Source organism: Bacteroides intestinalis (assembly GCF_003464595.1).
In the GTDB taxonomy this organism is placed as follows: Bacteria; Bacteroidota; Bacteroidia; order Bacteroidales; family Bacteroidaceae; genus Bacteroides; species Bacteroides intestinalis_A.
Map to the genome: position 1 here is coordinate 50,144 of NZ_QRZF01000012.1, position 21,861 is coordinate 72,004.

Annotated in this window: 11 protein-coding genes; 9 read left to right on the forward strand and 2 right to left on the reverse strand. The window is 41.5% G+C overall.

What is annotated here, in order from left to right; all coding sequences use genetic code 11:
- The first annotated feature begins 16 nt into the window (after positions 1-16).
- From DWW10_RS16470 to DWW10_RS16480, 3 genes are read left to right on the forward strand one after another with little or no spacing between them, the layout of a single operon-like run.
- The gene (locus DWW10_RS16470; RefSeq protein ID WP_118420718.1) at positions 17-3,208 is read left to right on the forward strand and encodes a SusC/RagA family TonB-linked outer membrane protein; all 3,192 of its coding nucleotides are present in this window, start codon (positions 17-19) and stop codon (positions 3,206-3,208) included.
- 11 nt (positions 3,209-3,219) lie between these two features.
- On the forward strand, positions 3,220-5,061 hold the full coding sequence (locus tag DWW10_RS16475; protein WP_118420717.1) for a RagB/SusD family nutrient uptake outer membrane protein: 1,842 nt from the start codon (positions 3,220-3,222) through the stop codon (positions 5,059-5,061).
- 15 nt (positions 5,062-5,076) lie between these two features.
- Complete coding sequence (locus DWW10_RS16480; RefSeq protein WP_022392476.1) at positions 5,077-5,751, forward strand: DUF3823 domain-containing protein; 675 nt, start codon at positions 5,077-5,079, stop codon at positions 5,749-5,751.
- A 109-nt stretch (positions 5,752-5,860) separates the two neighbouring features.
- On the opposite strand, the gene DWW10_RS16485 is transcribed toward DWW10_RS16480, so the two are convergent.
- On the reverse strand, positions 5,861-8,296 hold the full coding sequence (locus tag DWW10_RS16485) for a glycoside hydrolase family 2 TIM barrel-domain containing protein (protein ID WP_022392475.1): 2,436 nt from the start codon (positions 8,294-8,296) through the stop codon (positions 5,861-5,863).
- A gap of 450 nt (positions 8,297-8,746) precedes the next feature.
- Positions 8,747-9,181, reverse strand: coding sequence for a DUF6078 family protein (locus tag DWW10_RS16495; RefSeq protein WP_022392474.1), 435 nt, complete (start codon positions 9,179-9,181; stop codon positions 8,747-8,749).
- A 141-nt stretch (positions 9,182-9,322) separates the two neighbouring features.
- Here DWW10_RS16495 and DWW10_RS16500 point away from each other — a divergent pair, with 141 nt between their 5' ends.
- From DWW10_RS16500 to DWW10_RS16525, 6 genes are all read left to right on the forward strand, one after another.
- A complete protein-coding gene (locus DWW10_RS16500; protein ID WP_026366828.1) occupies positions 9,323-9,913 on the forward strand; it encodes an RNA polymerase sigma-70 factor in 591 nt (196 codons plus the stop codon).
- A gap of 71 nt (positions 9,914-9,984) precedes the next feature.
- Entirely contained in the window at positions 9,985-10,995 is a 1,011-nt protein-coding gene (locus DWW10_RS16505) for a FecR family protein (RefSeq protein ID WP_022392472.1), read from the forward strand.
- Positions 10,996-11,239: 244 nt separating this feature from the next.
- A complete protein-coding gene (locus DWW10_RS16510; protein WP_022392471.1) occupies positions 11,240-14,704 on the forward strand; it encodes a TonB-dependent receptor in 3,465 nt (1,154 codons plus the stop codon).
- Positions 14,705-14,716: 12 nt separating this feature from the next.
- Positions 14,717-16,744, forward strand: a complete 2,028-nt coding sequence (locus tag DWW10_RS16515; protein WP_118420715.1) for a RagB/SusD family nutrient uptake outer membrane protein — start codon at positions 14,717-14,719, stop codon at positions 16,742-16,744.
- Positions 16,745-16,834: 90 nt separating this feature from the next.
- On the forward strand, positions 16,835-18,892 hold the full coding sequence (locus tag DWW10_RS16520) for a beta-galactosidase (protein WP_022392469.1): 2,058 nt from the start codon (positions 16,835-16,837) through the stop codon (positions 18,890-18,892).
- A gap of 22 nt (positions 18,893-18,914) precedes the next feature.
- A complete protein-coding gene (locus DWW10_RS16525) occupies positions 18,915-21,773 on the forward strand; it encodes a glycoside hydrolase family 2 (RefSeq protein ID WP_022392468.1) in 2,859 nt (952 codons plus the stop codon).
- Positions 21,774-21,861: the final 88 nt, after the last annotated feature.

The window sequence follows — 21,861 nt, forward strand, 5'->3', positions numbered from 1 at the left end:
ATTTAGTAATTGTATTATGAAGAACAAACTTTATTCAAAAGTTAGGGCTGACGTTCTGAAACAGCTCTACAGCCGATTTTTGTTGATTTCTGTCGTTGCGTTTCTGGGAGTATTCTCGGTGAATGCGCAGAATTTGAATGTTAAAGGTAAGGTGTTTGATAAGAACACCCGGGAACCCCTTATCGGAGTAACCGTACTGGAAAAGGGTTCCGGTACCAGCAACGGTACAATCACCGCCCTCGACGGTGACTTTTCAATATCAGTGAAACCAGATGCTGTTTTAGTTATATCTTATATTGGTTATGCAACGCAGGAAATAACTGTAAACGGCAAGACGAATATCGAAGTGCTGCTGAGTGAAGACTCCAAAGTACTGGATGAAGTGGTCGTAGTGGGCTACGGTTCACAGTCCAAGCGGAAAGTGACTACGGCTATCAGTAATGTAACTTCGGAAGACCTTCTACGCTCCTCTTCCACCACTACTGCCGGTGCATTGAGTGGTAAGATGGCGGGTGTGTCAACCCGTGCACTGGATGCACGTCCGGGTAGAGGTATCAACGTCGAAATACGTAATATGGGAAAGCCTTTGTACGTAATCGACGGTATTCCTTACGGTGGAGATGCCAGCAGAAGTTGGGTGGGTACTTCACATGTATCCGGTGAAGACGCTTTCAATGCCTTGAGTTTGGAAGATATTGAAAGCATATCTGTGTTGAAAGATGCCTCAGCTTCCATCTATGGATTGCGGGCGGCAAACGGCGTTGTGCTGGTGACTACTAAAAAAGGTACCAAAGACGATAAGGTAAAGGTGAACCTGAATGGCTATTACGGCTGGCAGAACCTGACCCGCTTTCCCGAACTTGCAAGTGCGCCTCAGTATGTAAGAGGTCTGTTGGAATCGGAACAGAATGCAGGCAAGGATCCCAGCAGCCTTTACTCTAAAGAGGAATATGCGAAGTGGCAGGCTGGTACGGAACCCGGATACAAGAGCTATGACTATTACGACATCATCATGCGTAAGAATGTGCCGCAATCCAATATCAATGCCAACATTACCGGTGGTTCTGCACGATCCAATTACTATATCTCGCTGACTAACACCAAGCAGGAAGCCATGATGAAAGACTTTGACTATTCCAGAACGAATCTTCAGGTAAATCTGGAAACGAAGGTAACAAAAAGACTTACCGTAGGTGTACAGGCCAGTGGCCGTTTTGAGAAAACAAGAGATGTGGGACTTCCCGGCGGTGACGGATATTTCTCATCCATCCTTTCCATGTTCAGTAGTCTTCCTACTCATGGACCGTATGCCAACGATAATCCGGAGTATATGAATAATATCCCCAACCGTCCTGACTTGAACCCGGCTTTGTTCCGCAGAGACATTGCAGGATATAAGGATAATATGACTAAGAACTTCAACGGAAACCTTTATGCAGAATATAAGTTCGATTTCGGTTTGTCGGCCAAGTTTACGTATTCGTACAACTATACGCATCTTGACTTTGACGGATTCCAATACTCGTATGACCTGTATAACTATGACAGAGTGAACGATGTGTATATAGCACAAGGAGGACAAAGCGCCAGATGGAGACTGGAAGAGCAGACTGATGCCGTGGCACGCTATGGCCAGTTCATGCTGAACTATACAAAGAGCTTCGGCGACCACAACCTGACGGCTGTTTTTGCTTACGAAAGGTCGGACTATGACCGTGCCAACAGATGGTCGAACACGGCACCTACCAATAACTACATCCCCTTGAAGACTTTGTCGGAACTTACCGATTATGGTGATGGCTGGACTTACCAGGCAAGGTCGGGTTATATCGGTCGTTTGAATTATAGCTATAAGGATAAATACATGCTTGAGCTGCTTGCCCGCTACGATGCTTCCTATCTCTATGCTCCCGGCAAGCGTTGGGGTTTCTTCCCCGGAGTATCTGCCGGATGGCGTATTTCGGATGAGGCATTCTTCGCTCCTCTGAAAGATGCGGTTAACGACTTGAAGTTGAGAGTTTCTGTGGGACAGACAGGTAGCGAAGCAGGTGTAGGCATGTTCGGTTATCTGAGCGGATACAACTTTAACAAGGGCGGTGCTGTGCTGGACGGTAAATATGTGATTGGCGTACAGCCGGGTGGTATGCCTGTGACCGACTTGTCATGGGAAAAGAACACTACTTATGATGCCGGTGTGGACATGAAATTCCTAGATAACAGACTTTCTCTTTCTTTCGACGTATTTAAGAAGGTCATCTCCGGAAGACCTGCCGCCCGTTACGATATTCTTCTGCCGAGCGAAGTAGGATATTCTCTTCCCAATGAGAACCTTAACAAGGACGAATACAGAGGTATGGAAGGTATGATTAGCTATGCCGACAACGTGGGCGAGTTGGAATATAATGTAAGCGCCAACTTTACCTACTCACGTTTCAGAAACGTGGAAACCTATAAACCCCGTTTCGGTAACTCATGGAATGAATACCGTAATTCTATTGAAGACCGCTGGGGCGGCGTATGGTGGGGATACCAGGTAATCGGCCAGTTCCAGTCGGAAGAAGAAATCAGAAACTATCCTATCAATAACGATGGAGAGAACAACAGAACGCAACTTCCGGGTGACTTGATTTATAAGGATGTGAATGGTGACGGTATCATCAACTCGATGGACGAAAGACCTATTGGATACCCTACAGGATGGTCGCCCATGCTGAGCTTTGGTGGAAACATCGGCTTGCGCTGGAAAGGCATCGACTTGAATATGGACTTCGCCGGTGGCGGTATGCAGTCATGGTGTCAGGACTATGAGTTGAGAAATCCCTTCCATGCAGGCGGAAACTCTCCGGCATTTATCTTGGAAGACAGATGGCACCGTGCCGACCCGTACAATCCGGACAGCGAATGGATTTCGGGCAAATACCCGGCTATCAGAAAAGGCACCAGCGTAAACAACGGTAAAAACAGTGACTTCTGGTTGCACGATGTACGCTTCCTTCGTCTCAAGAACGTGGAATTGGGATATAGCTTGCCTAAGGAGCTTATCAGCAAAATCAATGTGCAGAGACTGCGTTTGTATGTAAGTGCTTCCAACTTGTTCTCCATCGATAACGTGGGCGAGTACGAGATTGACCCCGAAATCGAGGCAAGAGCTGCTGTGGTATATCCGCAACAAAGGACTATTATGGTAGGATTTAACGTAACCTTTTAACTATTGTCATTATGAAAAGTAAATATATAATATTCGCATTATTATTGGCCGTTGCCACTTCTTTCGTTAGTTGTGACGAAGATGGCTGGCTGCAGAGAGACCCTAAGGACAGGATTACCGATGAACAACTCTGGAATGACCCCAATATGATACTGGGACTGTTGGCAAACTATTACGACAGAATGCCGCAGCTTGCCGGTGTATTCAATACCGGAACCAACACTGAGTTTGATGATGCCATGTGGTCGGGACACGTTGACCAAAACGGCCACAATGACCTCAATTATGCCGATGATTACGGAAGATACTGGGACTATGGCTATATCAGAGACATCAACCTGTCATTGGAGAATATGGAGAAATTCAGTGTGAAGCTGAATGAAACGCAGAAGAAGCAATTCAATGCGGAGTTCCGTTTCATTCGGGCTTATGTGTACTTTGAGCTGGTGAAGAGAATGGGTGGTGTGCCTCTCATCACTACGCAGTTGATTTATGATGGCAGCGGCGACCCGTCGTCTTTGCAGAACCCCAGAGCGAAAGAATCGGAAGTCTATGATTTCATTTATAGTGAGATTCAGGACATAAAGGATAATTTCACCCAGACTGAAGGCAGCCGGACCCGTGCCAACAAGATTACGGCATTGGCTCTCCAAAGCCGCGCCATGCTGTATGCGGGTTCCATTGCCAAGTACAACAGTCAGATGAGTGCCCCCATCAGCACGGCGGGCGGTGAAGTGGGAATCCCGGCATCTATGGCTGTGGGTTACTATGAAAAGTCGCTGGAAGCATCCAAGGCTATCATTGCTAATGAGAATTACGAGCTTTATGACATAGCTGGCTCTCCGAAGGGAGAAAACTTCTATAAACTGTTCATGGATAAAAGTTGTAAAGAGGTTATCTTTGCTAAGGATTTCATGACAGGCAAAGTACATGGATTCACTTATGATAACGTGGTTCGCAGTTTCAGAGTCGATATTGAAGGTTCGTCCATACTGTCTCCTTCGCTGAGTCTGGTAGAGAGTTACGACTATCTGGACGGCTCCAAAGGTACGTTGCGCGACAAGGATGCTGAGGGCAATTATATTGCTTATGATAAGATTGACGGTATTTTTGCCAACAAGGACGCCCGTCTGTACGGTACGGTGATTTATCCGGGAAGTGCTTTCCGTTCGTCACCGGTGCAAATCCAGGCAGGTGTGGCCACTTGGGAAGATGGCGGATACAAATTGAAAGTCGGTGACCTGGCTTCGGTTTATTCTGACGGTGAGACGCTGACCGGTGCCGATGGTCCGAGAGACAACGACCAGTATGTAAGCAACACCGGATTCTATATCCGCAAGTATGTCAGCGAGAATCCGCAGGATGGTGTACGTCCGTCGTTGGCATCCAACTGGTATCCTTGGTTCCGCCTGGGCGAAATCTATCTGAATGCTGCCGAAGCAGCCTTCGAACTGGAAAAGCCGGAAGCAAAGGACTATATCAATAAAGTGAGAGAAGTGCACGGTGGTTTCCCTGCCAACAGTATTCAGACGCTTACCAATGACATAATCCGCAATGAGCGTCGTGTGGAACTGGCCTTTGAAGACCATCGTTACTTCGACCTGAAACGTTGGAGAATAGCCGATAAAGTATGGGATGGTTTGGATTCTAATCCGGTAGCGGTTGTTCACGGTCTGTATCCGTATCGTATTTCTCGTCCGGGGCATCCGGACAATGGCAAGTTCATCTACGAGCGAGTACGTCCGACGCGTTTCAAGAAAGCCCGTTTCTTTAGGATGGCTAATTACTATTCTTCAATAGACCAGGCTGTCATAAACAATAATCCTAAGATAGTAAAGAATCCGTTCCATTAAAAAGTAAGTATAAAGATGAAGACAAAAATTTTATTTATAGCAGCATGTGTATGCTTCTTGCTTGCAAGTTGCGAGTATGACAATTACGATGCACCCAGTGCAAAGCTGTCCGGTAGAGTTGTCTATAATGATGCTCCTGTGGGGGTTCGTACCAATGGAACTCAGTTGGAGCTGTGGCAGGATGGGTATGAATTGTATACCAAGATTCCGGTGTACATTGCCCAGGACGGCACGTTCTCTGCGTCCTTGTTCAACGGACAATATAAACTGGTTCGCCTGTCGGGTGCACCCTGGGAAGACCAGCCTATGGATACGATAAGGATTGAGGTAAAGGGTAATACGGTGGTTGATGTGCCTGTGAAGCCTTATTTCATCATTAAGAATGAGAGTTATCAGAAAGGAACGGGCAATGCCATTACCGTAAAGTTTACCATTGAGAAGGTGGTGGAATCTGCCGAAGTGAAGTCTGTTAATTTCTATTTGGGAGAGGGTATCCTGACAGACCATAACAAGAATGAGTATAAGGGTGAACTGGATTTGTCGGGGTTAGTCTTGGGACAGGAAACGACAATGACTGCCACTATACCTGAAAAGATGCTGAAAAATGGATATGCATTTGTCCGTATAGGCGTGCAGTCCAATAAGTCGAATGAATACTTCTACACTCAAGTACAGAAAATTAGTTTTTAGTAGGGAGTAGACGAGAGATTGTTTTAGTTGAGGCAGAAAATCTTGTAGAAAGGTTTTCTGCCTTTTTCTTTTGAAGGGATGGGAGAGCGGGAATTATTTTTGTATCTGCTTATTCTCCGATATTCAGCAAGACTTCCGTCCCTTGCAAGAGCGGTGAAGTGAACTTTACACGAACCTGACCTTTTTCACCGGTCGTCTGTACATAAGTAAGCAAACGGCCGTGGAAAGCACGGTGATGGTTGTCGGTATAGTCGCTCATATCCCTGTTATCGGAACCTTCGAGCCCTAACAGGTGTGCCGGACCTTCGATAGTGCAAGTGATATCATTGTCTCCAAGCTTCACGATTGTGCCATTCTCGTCAACGATTTCTACAATGAGATGCGCCGTGGCACGGTCGCAGGAAAGAGTAGTGCGGTCTGCACTGACCCGAAGGGCATAAGGACGACCGGAAGATTGAATCGAATAGTTTGAAATAGTATTTCCGTTGGCATCGCAACCTTCAGCTTTTAGTTCGCCTGCTTGATAGGGAATATCCCAGTAGATAATACCACTCTTTTCGTCATAGGGCTTCATGTTGCCTACTACTTTCCCGTTGAGCAACAGACGGGCTTGCGGTGCATTGGTATAGCAAACCACGCGTATCTCCTGACCGGAATCATAGTTCCAGATGTCCCATGCATCGGGTGACAGGAAAGTGCGTTTGGAGTTCTTGAATCTGGCTTGCATAGGATAAGTGCCGATATAAGTAACCGGTTTCTCACTCCACAGTGAAGCACGGAAATGTCCGCGAGGCTTGGGGAAACTACCGAAATCGAGCAATCCGGTGTAGAGTCCTCGGGAAGGCCATGCTCCCGATTCACCAAGATAATCCGTACCTGTCCAGATGAATTGTCCAAAGATAAATTCTTTGTTCTTCACTGCATACCAGGCATCAAGGCCGGAACCGTTTTCACTGCCGTAGATGATACGTTTGGGATAAGTGGCATGATCTTCATCGTAGCGGTTTTCTGTATAGTTATATCCCACTACATCAACAGCATCAGGATATTCTGTTTCATTGGACATCACGACACCCGCCAGGGCTCCTGTTACAGGGCGAGAAGTATCGACAGCGCGTACGCGGGCTGCCAGACGTTTGGCTATCACTCCGATACGCATGGCGTCGGGTGCATCGGGCTTATAGCCGCCAAACATAGGTTGGTTGATTTGCGCTCCATCGAGAATAGGATGGGAATAGGGATCATTCGGATAATCTACTTCATTGCCAATACTCCACAGGAAGATGGAGGGATGATTACGGTCACGGCGTACCATATCGGTGACATCCTGCTCTATCCATTCTTCAAAGAAGTCAAAAGAACCATCAAAGCCCGGTTCACCTTTATTCCATCCTTTGATCCATTTACGTTTTGGGAATTCCCATTCATCAGAAGCTTCATCCATAACAAGCAGACCTAATTGGTCGCATAGGTCGTATACGACGGGAGCTTGCGGATTATGGCTCATACGGATGGCGTTCACACCTATTTCTTTGAGATTATTCAGGCGGCGTTCCCATACTTCAGGCGGCACTACGGCGCCAAGTACACCGGCATCGTGGTGCAGACATACACCTTTGACTTTCATCCAATTGCCGTTAAGTGCGAATCCTTTATTAGGGTCAAAGTCCAGTGTGCGGAGTCCTACTTTGGTTTCACAGCCGTCAATGCGCTTTCCATTACTGAGCAATTCAGCTTTCAGTGTATAGAGGTAGGGGTCATTCAGGTTCCAGCGGTGAGGCTTAGTTACTTTCAGTGTGAGGGTTTCTTTGGTGATACCTTCTTTCCCGTCCGAAACGCGAGTACGGCGTTGTGCTACTTGCTTGCCCACAGCATCGTATAGTGTGGCCGAGAGTTCCAGTTTCTCACGGGTAGCTATATGTTTCTGTACTTCCATATCAACGGCTATGGTGGCTTGTCGGTCAGTCAGAGAAGTAGCATACCAGCCTGTGCCCCATTGTGCAAGATGTATTTCGGGTGCAGCAATAATCCATACGTCACGATATATGCCCGACCCTGTATACCAACGGGAATCAGCATAACGGCTATGGTCTACACGTACGCTCAATACATTGTCACCTTCTTTCAAATACGGGGTCATATCGTAAAGGAACGAGATGTAACCATTGGGGCGTTTACCAAGCAGGTGACCGTTCAGATAAACTTCACTACGGTTGTATACTCCTTCGAAGTAAATGTAATGGCGTGCGGCATCATCCGTAATCTTAAAATGTTTACGATACCAAGCTATTCCACCCGGTAAGTAGCCCGTACAGCTGGCCAGTGAGGGCGACAATTGTCCTTCAATGGACCAGTCGTGCGGCAGCGTAAGTTTGCGCCATTGAGTGTCGTCGAAGGTGGGATTTACGATGGTTGAGTCGTCAGTCAGCCGGAAGAGCCATCCGTCGTTGAACTTAGAGGCGTCACCGAATGAGACTTGCGCCCGAACAGGGCAGGCTACCAGAAAGGCTGCCACGAGAACAGCCAGTGTAAGAGCATTTTTCATGGGGTTATGATTATTTAGATTCATTGTTGCAAATATAAGCGATATCGACCTCTCATGCCTGGCATAAATCATTCAGCTTAGGGGTATAAATCATGCAATACCTGGATTTGTGCATTCGGAATAGAGATTTTATTTCTATTTTTGGCTTGCAATAGAAAGCTGATAGAGATAACGGACCAAGAGTCACACTTTCTGATCTTGTGTTTGGGGTTTGGTTTAGGAAGAGACTGTGTATTCCTCCTGCCTGATCATTTTGCTACCTTGCAGCTTTAATCTGCCGGCCGTATTGCCGAAACCGTAAACTTTGCCAACTTCTTGCCACCGTATTGGCACAATTGTGCCATAAGCGTGGCAATGTTGTGCCAATGCGATGGCAAAGTAGTGCCACTGCGGTGGCAAAAACGTGGGTCTATAGATGGGAGGTGGCCAACCTGTAGATGGGGGAGATTGCTACCATTCGTAGTCTTCTACGTAAGCATCAAACTCTTGTTTTCCGGTTGCACCGCACTGTTTTAAGATTTTCTGTACGTCCCTTTGTTCGGCAGGGCTGAGGAGGCGTTCGCCTTTGCGGATGCGGTAGTAGGTTCTTCGGCTGAAGTATTCTATCAGGTGGATTATGGCGAGTTGTCTTTGTTTGTGGGGCAGGTTATCAAGGATATTCATGCAGCCTTTGGCATATTGCACCTTTTGACTGGAGCGATAATGGGGACATGCACCCTTCAGTTTAGCCTGGTATTTGGGGCTGATGACTACCCAGTATTCCGCACTGTCCGGCACTTCTTGCTCTACCAGTTGCCGCAGGCAGGTAGATGCTTTGGGGCACTGGCGGTTGAGGCATAAGGGATAATTGTAGGGTATGTTCGTAAAATGATGTTCTTCTTCCATAGTTGTGAGTTGTTTTTTCCTTAGTGTGTCTGTTTGTGTGTAATGATTGCTAAGGGATACTGCAAAAGTAGTTATTTTATTCTGATATATTTTACGGGCACTAATATTTTTCTATCTTTGCCTGTACTTAAATCTGGTGGCATGGAATTTTCAGAACAGTTAGTTGTTGAGCAGTTGAAACAAGGTAATGAGGAAGCCTATAGATATCTGTATCGAAATCATTATAGTATGCTATGTCATGTGGCTCGTGAATTTGTGGGAGATGGCTTTCTGGCAGAGACACTTGTAGGTGATGTGATATTCCATATTTGGGAAGTTCGCGAGTTTTTGGATATACAAATCTCTTTACGCAGTTATTTGGTACAGGCGGTCCGTAATCGCTGTAAGGACTACCTGTCCTCTAAAAAAGAACGAAGCGAAGTGACTTTTTCAGCCTTGGCGGATAATGAAGATATCAGAGAACGATATATTATTTCTGAAGAAACGCCTTTGGGTTCATTATTGGAACGGGAATTAGAATATGAAATTTATCGTGCTATTGATGAATTGCCTGAAGAATGCCGGCAGGTTTTTCGAAAAAGCAGGTTCGAAGGAAAAAAATACGAAGAAATCTCACAGGAAACGGGAATCTCTATAAATACCGTTAAATATCATATAAAGAATGCTTTGGCTACCTTGTATGGTAAGCTTGGCAAATATCTGCTGACTATCTTTTTTTTCTTTTTCGGTTGAAATAGTGAGAAAAATTAAATTTAGACTACCCTATCAAATAAAAAAATCGTCATCCTTATAGAGATACCAATATGGAAACAAAAACAGCACATATAGATGAACTGATTTCCACCTTCTTGTCAGAAGGGTTGGAGGCAGATGTTTTGGAAGAATTGAAAGCATGGATTGCCGAATCGGAAGAAAATCGTGTGCACTTTATGAAATGCCAGGAGATCTGGTTCTCTGCAGTGCAGGAACAAGAAGGAAAATATTATGATCAGGAAAAGGCTTTTGAACTGTTTGAGAAACGGGTGGAAAAACAAAAAGCTGAGAAGAGAAAAGCAAGAATCCCGGTGTGGAGAGGCTTGTACAAATATGCGGTAGCAATTTTATTATTCGGTTTTATTTCATATTTCTCATACCAGAAAGGAGAGAACAGTTTGAGAAATGCCTTGGCGGAAATAGAAGTAGAAGCACCATCCGGTTCACAAACTCGTCTCCATTTACCGGATGGCACAACAGTATTACTGAATTCTGATTCTCGTATCACTTATGCACAGGATTTTGGTGTAAATAGCCGTGAAGTGACTCTGCAAGGTGAAGGATATTTTGAAGTAGCACATAATCAGAAGATACCGTTTTATGTCAAGACAGAGGATGTGCAGGTACGAGTTTTGGGAACTAAATTCAACTTTCGTGATTACCCTGAAGACGGGGAAGTTGTTGTATCTCTGATTGAAGGTAAAGTGGCTTTGAAGAATAAAATTCGTCAAGAGGCTGATTTGGTTTTAATGCCTGATGAGCAAATGGTGCTGGACAAGAAGGAGAAAGTGATGAAAAAAGAGTCGATGAATGCTCAGGCAGTATTGCAGTGGGCGGAAGGTTGCCTGTCATTTGATGAAACACCATTGCTGGAAGTCGCTAAAATATTGGAAAGAAGCTATGACGTAGAAATAGAGTTTACTGAAGAATCTTTGAAGGAGCTTAGGTTCTATGGAAACTTTAACCGAACTAAGCAAGGTCTCAATGATATACTAAACGCATTGTCCGCTACCGGAAAAGTGCATTATATGTTGAAAGGAGAAAAAATCGTGTTATATTAATTATTTTGTTAAACCTTAAATATTATTAATAATGAACAGAAGTCCATAAGAGCTAACGAAAAAGGGACATATAGAGTATATATAAGAAAATCGGAAGATGTACGAGACCTCCCGATTTTCACTTCTCGTCCTTCAACTCAGTCAATTAAGTGTAAGGTGCTTTTAAGAAGTGTTACAAAAGTAATGAAAACATTTCTTTAAGAACGCCTTTTATCAGATGTTTTAATCATTAATTTCTAAATTTATGAATTACAGAAAAAAGGCCATTCTTGTGGTCGGGGCTTTGCTATGCCTGAATCTTAGCATGTACTCTCAGGATATATCTCTGAAAATGAGCAATGTATCAGTAAAGAAGGCGATAACGGAGTTACAAACTCAAAGTGGTTATTCATTCGTTTATATTGCAGGAGATATTAATACTGATAGGAAAGTATCAATTGATGCCAGTCAATTGGATGAAGCAGTCAAACAGATACTGAAAGGACAGAATGTTTCCTACGAGATCCAAGGGAAAAATATAATTGTCAGAAAGGGGACTCAGAACCAGAACTCCACAAAAGAACAAAAGAAGCAAAAGATTAAAGGTACAGTGACCGATGTGGAAGGTGAACCGGTAATCGGGGCGACAGTCACCGAAGAAGGCAATCCTTCAAATGGTACGATTACTGATATAGATGGAAATTTTACTCTGGAGATATCTACTGGCAGTACACTGTGTGTATCGTATATTGGTTACAAAGAACTACGTGTGGTCCCTGTAGGTGAGAAACCATTAGCAGTGACTTTAAAAGAAGATACTCAAACTTTGGATGAAGTGGTGGTTATAGGTTTTGGAACGCAGAAAAAAGTGAACCTGACCGGTGCTGTCAGTACGGTAGATGCAGAAACATTTGAAGCACGTCCTGTAGCAACTGCTACTCAGGCTTTGCAAGGGGTCGTTCCAGGCTTACAAATTTCTACCAGTACCGGTGAACTGGATCAGAATATGAACATCAATATTCGCGGTGTGGGTACCATCGGTGATGGTTCAAGTGGGAGTCCACTGATTTTAATTGATGGTATGGAGGGAGATATTAACACTGTCAATCCACAAGATATTGAGAATATTTCTGTGCTGAAAGATGCGGCGGCGGCTTCTATTTATGGATCGCGTGCGCCTTTTGGAGTAATCTTGATTACGACTAAAAAAGGGAAGGCTGGAAAGGCTTCTATAAGTTATAACAATAATTTCCGTATAGCAAGCCCCATTAACTTACCTAAAATGATGGATTCTTATACCTTTGCTAACTTTTTTAATGCTGCATCTTTGAATAATGGTGGGGGTATGATTTTCAATGATGATATCATGCAACAAATGATTGATTATCAGTCTGGGAAGATTGATGGCGGAGTGCCGTCTTCATCAAATGGGCAATGGGGTAAACCGGATTATGACCCTTTTACGAATGCCTATGCGAATACAGACTGGTATAAAGAAGTATATGAAGATAATGTGTTCTCACAAGAACACAACTTAAGTGTGAATGGCGGGGCGGAAAGAGTGGCTTATTATGCTTCTTTTAATTATCTGAATCAAAATGGTTTATTACGTCATGGACATGATGGTATAGAGCGTTATTCAGCTACAGCTAAACTTAATACTACTTTAACCGATTGGTTGAAGTTCAATCTTACTACTCGTTTCGTGAGAAAAGAGAATGAACGTCCTACGGCTTTTAATGGTTGGTTTTATGAATGTTTTGATCGTCTGACATGGCCTAATCTTCCCGTTTATGATCCTAATGGATATTACTTTGATAATAATGCAACAAATCCGGCTATGGTTTTGGCTGAGGGAGGGAATCGTAATACGACTTCTGATCAACATTATTATCAGGCCTCTCTGCTGATAGAGCCAATTAAAGGATGGGTGACTAATATAGATTTTAATTATAGTATATTGGATTACAATATAAAAGAGACAGGTTTGCCAGTCTATAACCATGATGTAAACGGAAATGTGGTTAATACAAATGGTACTTCATACCTGTATAATGAAAATAAAAAAGAGGATTTTTGGAACCTGAACGTCTACAGTACTTATGAACATTCATTTAATGATGTCCATAATTTGAAAGTGATGGCAGGTCTACAAATTGAAGAGATGAAGCAAGAGTATTCTTCGGTTCTGAAAAATGGGCTGATGGTAGACGGTATGCCTCAATTTGATTTGACTACTGGTACGGATGGGAATGGAAAAGAATTAACACCTTCAATCAAAGGTAACTATAATGAATGGGCTACAGCAGGCTTTTTCGGACGAGTGAATTATGACTATAAAGGGCGCTATCTAGCAGAGTTCAATATGCGTTATGATGGAACTTCCCGATTCAGGCGTGGTAGTCGCTGGCAGACTTCTCCTTCGGCTTCTGTGGGATGGAATATTGCTAACGAGGAATTTTGGGAACCATTTAGTAAAACAGTAAATGCACTGAAGTTACGCTTTTCTTATGGTGAGCTTGGCAATCAGAATACCAATTCATGGTATCCGACTTATCGGATGATGTATTTAGGTGCTTATGACGGAGGTTGGATGGAGAATTTGAAAAAGCCCAATACAGCATTAGTAGGCGATTTAGTTAGTACTTCATTGACTTGGGAGACTGTACGTACATGGAATATAGGTTTAGAGTTCGGGATTTTTAATAATCGTTTAACGGGATCATTTGATTATTATACACGATATACAGATAATATGGTAGGTCCTGCTCCTGAATTACCTGGTATTTTGGGTATTAAAGTTCCTAAAACTAATAACTGTGACCTAAAGACCACTGGTTGGGATTTGAATATCAACTGGAGAGATAGGTTGAATAATGGTTTGGGATATGGAGTTGGACTCGTATTGTCAGATGCAAAGACTGTTATAGAAAGTTATCCGGGTAATAGTGCTCACTCTATCGACACTTATATTGCAGGAAGGGAAATTGGTGAAATATGGGGTTTTGAGACTGTAGGGATCGCTAAGAGTGATGCTGAAATGCAGGAACATCTTAACAAAGTGGGTGGTCAAGATGCTTTAGGATTCAATTGGGCTGCAGGTGATATTATGTACAAAGATTTGGATGGTAAACCTGGTATTACTGAAGGAGGACGTACTTTGGAAGATCATGGTGACTTAAGAGTGATTGGTAATAATACACCCCGCTATTTCTTTGGTCTTGATTTGACGGCTGACTGGAAAGGTTTTGATATACGTTGTTTCTTCCAGGGTGTAATGAAACGTGATTATTGGTGTAATGGTGGAACTTTCTGGGGAATCTACACAGGTATGTGGTACTCTATTGGACTTGAAGAGCACAACGATTATTTCCGTGCAGAATCGATCGGCTTACCCGGGCATGAGATTTCCGCTAATTTGGATGCATATTATCCTCGTCCAGTGATGGATAACGGAACAAAGAATCAGAAAGTACAAAGTCGTTATTTACAGGATGCTTCTTATATCCGCTTGAAGAATCTCCAGATAGGCTATTCATTGCCCAAACAATGGATACAGAAGATTGGCTTGAATAAATGCAGGCTTTATGTATCCGGTGAGAATCTTTGGACAGGAACCTCTCTTTCTGCACTGTATGATCCGGAAACAATCAATGGTGGATTTGATAAGCGAGGAAATGCGTATCCACTTTCCAGAACCTGGTCTTTTGGCCTTAATGTAACCTTTTAATAACTTGATAAAATGAAAATAGTAAAAATTATAATGATAAGTGCCGTGGTAACCGGACTTGTCTCTTGTGATGATTTTTTGGACAGGACTCCTCAGTCCAACCTTTCTCCGGAAACTTATTTTACAAACAGCTCTCAACTTAAGGCCTATGCCGACAGAATGTACCCTGATATTCTTCCGTCTCATTCCAATAGTGGTAATAATTATGGAATTTATGGGATAGATGCAGGCACTGATAATCAAACAGGAGCTGAAGCAAGTAATATTTATGCTGATGGACTATGGAAAGTTCCTAATACAGAAAGTAATGACTGGAAGTTTGATTGGATTTATCATACTAATTTTTTTCTTTCGAATGTATTGGTGAAGTATGGTGAAGACTTGAATGGCTCACAGAATACCATAGAAGGAAATATATCAGAAATCAAACACTATATTGGTGAGGTTTACTTCTTGCGTGCTTGCGAATATTTTAAACGTTATTGGAAGTTTGGTGATTTTCCAATTGTAACAGAGCCTTTACCTGACGACAAAGATGTTCTTATTGAAGTTAACAAGCGGATGCCCAGAAATGAGGTAGCACGATTTATTTTGTCCGATTTGGATAAGGCTGCTACTCTTATGAGTGAACAGCAGATGGGTACTAATCGCATTAACAAAGATGTTGCTTTGTTATTGAAGTCAAGGGTTGCGCTATTTGAAGGTACATGGCTGAAGTACTTTAAAGGAACTGCCTTTGTGCCTAATGGTGAAGGATGGCCTGGAAAGAATAAAGAATATAATGCTAATTATCAATATCAGTCGGGAAGTATAGATAATGAAATAACTTATTTCCTTGAGCAGTCTATGGTTGCTGCTAAAGAAGTTGCTGAAAAATATAAAGGAAGTCTGACTGCCAATACGGGTGTGCTACAGCAATCGGCAACTGAACCAGAGAATCCTTATTTTGAAATGTTTGCTAATGAGGATTTATCTTCCTATCCGGAAGTCTTGTTGTGGCGACAATATGGGCGTAGCCTTGTTACCCATGCTGTTGACATTGCAGCTAATCAGGGAAATAATAGAATTGGTGTGACCAGAGGGTTGGTAAATAACTTCTTGATGTCTGACGGAACACCTGTATACAAAAACGGCAGTTATGCTGATGGAAATGAATATTATAAAGGTGATAAAACGATCCATGATGTTCGTCAGAACCGTGATTCAAGATTGGTTGTATTTTTAAAGGAGCCTGGGCAGAAAAGTATTTTGTATGAAAATCCGGAAGGCACAGAAGCATGGATGGAAGAGCCATATCCGTTGATAACCTCCGTAGACGATCAGAGAGGATATCTGACTGGTTATGCTTTGAGGAAAGGAGGCTCTTTTGACCAGTCGAACTATTTGAATATGAACAGTTATTCTGCCTCTATTTGCTATCGGGCAGCTGAGGCATTACTTAACTATATGGAGGCATGTTATGAGAAGAATAGTTCTCTGGATAATCTGGCTAAAGAATATTGGCAGATTATTCGTGAACGTGCTCATGTAGATAGTAATTTTGAAAAGACAATATCACAGACCGATATGAATGAGGAGGCCAAAAACGACTGGGGAGCTTACTCGGGTGGACGCCTAATTGATGCTACCTTGTATAATATCCGCCGGGAGCGTCGGTGTGAGTTGATGGCAGAAGGCTTACGCTATATGGATTTGTGCCGTTGGAGAGCTATGGATCAGATGATAAGTACTCCATATTTTGTAGAAGGAATTCATATTTGGAATACACCAATGGAAAAATGGTATAATGACTTATTGGCTGATGGTTCAGACAAGGCTACTGTATCTTCTCCGACAGTTAGTGAATATCTTCGACCTTATCAGAAAAATAGTAATCAGAAATGTAGTAATGGCTATATGTGGCACATGGCACATTACCTGACCCCTATTATGTATAAGCAATTTTTGGTGACATTGCCAAGTGGTAATAATGTAGAAGATTCTCCTCTTTATCAGAATCCGTATTGGCCATTGGTAGCAGATCAACCAGCAGAAAAGTAATAAAAATATGAGAGGATGTTCGATAATTATATTTATAACTTTTTAATTTCGGACATTCTCTTTTCATAAATATAATTGAAAGAGAAGAATATGAAGAAGTTGATTTTATGGATATTATTTATTTCAATAGGTAAAATTATATATGCACAGCCCAAATTCGATAATGTATTGTACGGTGCTGCTTATTATCATGAATATATGCCATCTGAACGTCTGGACAAAGATATTCAGATGATGAAGGAATGTGGCCTTAATGTGGTGCGTGTTGGTGAATCTGCTTGGGGTTTATTTGAGCCACAAGAAGGGGTTTTTGATTTTAAATGGATGGACCGGATTGTTGATAAAATGTATGCGGCTGGTATTAAAGTTATTTTAGGGACGCCTACTTATTCTATTCCGGCCTGGATGGCAGAAAAGCATCCAGAAGTATTAGCGGTATATCAGAGGGGTGGAAAAGCTCATTATGGTATTAGACAAAATATGGATATTACAAATCCTACTTATCTTTTTTATAGTGAACGCATTATCCGTCGGCTGTTGGAACATTATGCTTCGCATCCTGGTATTATTGGCTATCAAGTAGATAATGAAACTTTAGCGCGTGGAGTTAATAATCAGGATTTCTTTGTGGGATTTCGGAGTTATATAAAACGGAAATTCAATAATAGTCTTGACTCCTTGAACCATGCGTGGGGGCTCAATTATTGGGGAATGAATATACATACATGGGAAGAATTTTATGCCAGAGACGGAGTTACAAATCCTTCTTATAAACTGGAATGGGAACGGTACGGAAGAAAGAAAGTTGCTGATTTTTTAAATTGGCAGGTGGATATTGTGAATGAATATAGGCGAAAGGATCAGTTTGTGACACACTGTTTCATGCCGTTTTTTCATGAAATGGACCAGACAGAGAGTATGCGTCAGATGCAATATCCCGCAATTAATATTTATCATGATGTTCAAGATAAACAAGACGGGCATTTCATAGCTTATGGAGGAGACTTTATGCGTACGGTGTCGAAAGGCAATTATCTTATAACTGAAACCAATGCACAAGGTAGAGGGTGGGATGCAAAAGCACAATATCCTCCTTATGACCGTCAATTACGTCAGAATGTTTATTCCCATTTAGCTTCTGGAGCCAATATGGTGGAATACTGGCATTGGTCAACTCTGCATTATGGACAGGAAATGTATTGGCGGGGAGTGTTGGGGCATGATTTGGTTCCTAATCGTATTTATAAGGAATTTGCTACTGTAGCTGGAGAGTTGAAGAAGATAGGTCAGAAACTTGTAAATCTACGGAAAAAGAATGAAGTCGCCATTTTGTTCAGTCATGATTCATATTATGGCCTACAATTTATGCCTTATACAAATAGAGAAAATTATCCTGTTGAAATGATACATCAAATATTGTTTAATATGAATATAGAGACGGATATTGTTCCATGTGATAATGATGATTGCGATTTCTCTGAATATAAATTGTTGATCATTCCGCCACTGTATGTTGCCTCTGAGTCTCTTTTGAATAAGATTTCGACATTTGTGGAACAGGGTGGCAAAGTAATTATGATGTATAAAAGTGGTTATTGCAATGAATTTGATGCGGCAAGAACAGAGATAGCTCCGGGGCCATTACGTAAAGTATGTGGTTTCTATTATCAGGAGTATTCTACGATAGGGGCGATGAAGTTAAAAGAGAATCCTTGGGGAATAGAATCAAATGCAGCAAGTGAATTTATGGAGTTTATTATTCCGGAGACGGCACAACCATTAGCATATGTTGAGCATTCATTTTTTCAGAAATGGCCAGTTGTGACAAAAAATAATTATGGGAAAGGGAGTTTAGTTTATATTGCTACATATCCTTCTTGGGAACTGTTAGATAAAATCATCTGCCAAGAGACTGAACAAGCTAGATTAAGACATAAAGAGGACTATAAATTTCCAATAATTGTTAGACAGGGTATAAATGATCAGGGAAAGCGGATTCGTTATATATTCAATTATTCTGCTTCTTCCCAGCCTATTAAGTACAATTATAGTAAGAATGGCATTGATCTGCTAAGTAAGAAGACGGTAAAGAAAGATGAACTTATTACTATTGAACCGTGGGACTTACTGATAATCGAAGAAAACTGATTTTAATATAATTATTTGGATAATGGTAAGAAAGATATACTTGCTGGTAGTCTTAGTACTATGTGCAATAACTGGTATGCGGGCACAAGAAGAGCTCTTCCGGATAAATTTAGAAGGTTTATGGCAGTTCAAACTTGATCCGGATGGAGTGGGCATAGCAGAGAATTATGCAGAAAAGAGCTTCACAGAACAGATAATTCTTCCTGGTACAACAGATACAAACAAGAAAGGTAATCCTATAATAAAAAAGGATGAGACAACGAACCTGAGTAGGTTATTCTCTTATGTAGGAAAGGCTTGGTATAAAAAAACAGTCGAAATTCCCCAAAAGTGGAAAGGTAAGTATATTCGGCTTATGTTGGAACGGACGAAGCCAACTTGCGTCTGGATTGATGGAGTAGAGGTAGGGCGGAATGATAATATTTCAACTTGCCAGATTTATGATTTATCTAACCAACTCGTGCCTGGGAAACATGAAATTACTATCATGATTGATAATGGCAAATCTGTACCACCTCAACTGATAGGCTATTCGCATGCATTTACAGAGTCGACACAGACTAATTGGAATGGCATCATTGGCAATATGTATCTGGAAGTAAAAAACAGACTTCGTATAAAGGAGGTGCAGGTATATCCCGATGTGTATAAGAAATCGGTTCGTGTAAGGGTGAATATTGCTTCACCAGAAAAAATAAAAAAGAATACAGAGTTAATTCTATATGCGGAAACTTGGAATACAAAAACAAGGTATAAAACAAAGGCGAAATCATATAGGTTGACAAAAATGCAGGAAGAATACGAATTTGATTATGACTTGGGGAGTGATGCATTATTATGGAGTGAGTTTCATCCTGTTTTATACAAATTACATGTTCAAATAGGTGATGTCGATGAGCAAATAGTTAACTTTGGATTGAGAGAGTTTAAAACTTCCGGTACGCAATTCGCTATAAATGGACATAAGACGTTTTTACGTGGTAAGCATGATGCGTGTGTATTTCCGTTGACAGGTCATACAGTAATGGATGTAGAAACGTGGCAACACTATTTTCGAGTAGCCAAATCATATGGTATTAATCATTATCGTTTTCATTCGTGGTGCCCGCCGGAAGCTTGTTTTCTGGCTGCTGATATGGAAGGTATCTACATCCAGGCTGAATTACCTTTTTGGGGAGCCTTTAACAAAAATGATAAATATCTAAACTCCTTTCTGACTAAAGAGGGAATCAATATACAGAATGAATATGGGAACCATGCATCTTTTGTTATGTTTGCATTGGGTAATGAACTCGGTGGTGATTTGGATGTGATGAAAGATCTCATTAACACTTTCAGGAGCATAGACGATCGGCGACTATACGCTTTTGGTTCTAATAATTATTTAGGGTTTAAGGGGTATTTGCCAGGTGAAGATTTTTTGGTGACGTGTCGCATTGGTGGAGAACAGCCCGGTACTTTCAATACACATGTGCGAGCATCTTTTTCCTTTGCTGATGCTTATGATGGTGGATACCTAAACCATACTTATCCAAATACAACAATGGATTTTTCTTCTGCTATAGCTGGTTGCAAGATTCCTGTAGTCAGCTTTGAAACAGGACAATATCAGATATATCCCAATTATAAGGAAATAGAAAAATATAAAGGTGTACTTTATCCTTATAACATGGAAATCTTCAAAAATAGGTTGGCGGAGGCAGGAATGTTGAAACAGGCTGATAACTTCTTCCGTGCATCAGGAAAATGGGCTGTAGAACTTTATAAGGCAGAGATAGAGATGGATCTGAGAACGGATGGCTTTGGGGGCTTCCATTTGTTGGATCTGCAAGATTATCCTGGGCAAGGTTCAGCTTATGTGGGTATATTGGATGCTTTTATGGATAGCAAAGAACTTATTACGCCAGAGAAATGGAGAGGATTCTGTTGTGAAACTGTGCCATTGTTAATTATAGATAAATTCTGTTGGAGTAGTGACGAACAGATATCAGCAATAATAAAGATTGCTAATTATACAGAAGAATCATTGAATGGAAAATCTGTAATATGGAAATTAAAGTCCTTGCAGGGAAAAATTTTAGATAAAGGTAGCCTGGAGATATCATCGAAAGATGTAGGACTGATAGAAATCGGAAGGATTCATCCTAATATTTCTGATGTGGACAAAGCTCAAAGATTAGATCTGGAAATAAATATAGTGGGAACATCTTATCAAAATACTTACGGACTTTGGATATATCCGTCGAACAATGTAATCAGGCAATTCACGGATATTATTATAACTGATACATTGGGAGAAAAGGTTATAGAAGAACTGAAAAATGGAGGTAAGGTATTGTGGTTTCCCAAGCATAAACTATATGAGAAACAAACTATAGCTGGCCTTTTCCAGACTGACTATTGGAATTATCGAATGTTTAAAACTATTAGTGAAAATAATAAGAAGCCAGTGTCTCCAGGTACATTAGGAATTCTGGTTAATCCAGAGCATCCCCTATTTAATGACTTTCCTACTGATTTTCATACAGATTGGCAATGGTTTTCTATTATTAAACAGAGTTATCCGATGATATTAGATAAATTCCCTTCCCAATATACTCCTATTGTACAGGTTATTGATAACATTGAAAGGAATCATAAATTAGGTTTGCTTTTTGAACTTGCTGTTAATAAAGGAAAGTTGTTGATATGTATGGCTGATTTGAAAACTGTGAAAGATAAACCAGAAGTGAGACAATTTTATAATAGTATACTTCAGTATATGCATTCCGATAGTTTTGATCCTGAATTTCGGTTTGATGTTGATACCTTGATAAATTTACTTCGGAGTGAAACTAAAACTGAGCAGATAGAAATATTAGAAAATAGATCTTATAAATAATTCTTCTTCAGGAAAGATGAATTAAATGGTAAAAAGAATATCTCAAATGGAATTTTGTTATTTAGGAAACAAGTAATTTTTATTTTAG

Bases quoted from the DNA above. Each gene is read 5' to 3' on its own strand.
- DWW10_RS16470 (WP_118420718.1), top strand. From the start codon at position 17: ATGAAGAACAAACTTTATTCAAAAGTTAGGGCTGACGTTCTGAAACAG.
- DWW10_RS16475 (WP_118420717.1), top strand. From the start codon at position 3,220: ATGAAAAGTAAATATATAATATTCGCATTATTATTGGCCGTTGCCACT.
- DWW10_RS16480 (WP_022392476.1), top strand. From the start codon at position 5,077: ATGAAGACAAAAATTTTATTTATAGCAGCATGTGTATGCTTCTTGCTT.
- DWW10_RS16485 (WP_022392475.1), bottom strand. From the start codon at position 8,296: ATGAAAAATGCTCTTACACTGGCTGTTCTCGTGGCAGCCTTTCTGGTA.
- DWW10_RS16495 (WP_022392474.1), bottom strand. From the start codon at position 9,181: ATGGAAGAAGAACATCATTTTACGAACATACCCTACAATTATCCCTTA.
- DWW10_RS16500 (WP_026366828.1), top strand. From the start codon at position 9,323: ATGGAATTTTCAGAACAGTTAGTTGTTGAGCAGTTGAAACAAGGTAAT.
- DWW10_RS16505 (WP_022392472.1), top strand. From the start codon at position 9,985: ATGGAAACAAAAACAGCACATATAGATGAACTGATTTCCACCTTCTTG.
- DWW10_RS16510 (WP_022392471.1), top strand. From the start codon at position 11,240: ATGAATTACAGAAAAAAGGCCATTCTTGTGGTCGGGGCTTTGCTATGC.
- DWW10_RS16515 (WP_118420715.1), top strand. From the start codon at position 14,717: ATGAAAATAGTAAAAATTATAATGATAAGTGCCGTGGTAACCGGACTT.
- DWW10_RS16520 (WP_022392469.1), top strand. From the start codon at position 16,835: ATGAAGAAGTTGATTTTATGGATATTATTTATTTCAATAGGTAAAATT.
- DWW10_RS16525 (WP_022392468.1), top strand. From the start codon at position 18,915: ATGGTAAGAAAGATATACTTGCTGGTAGTCTTAGTACTATGTGCAATA.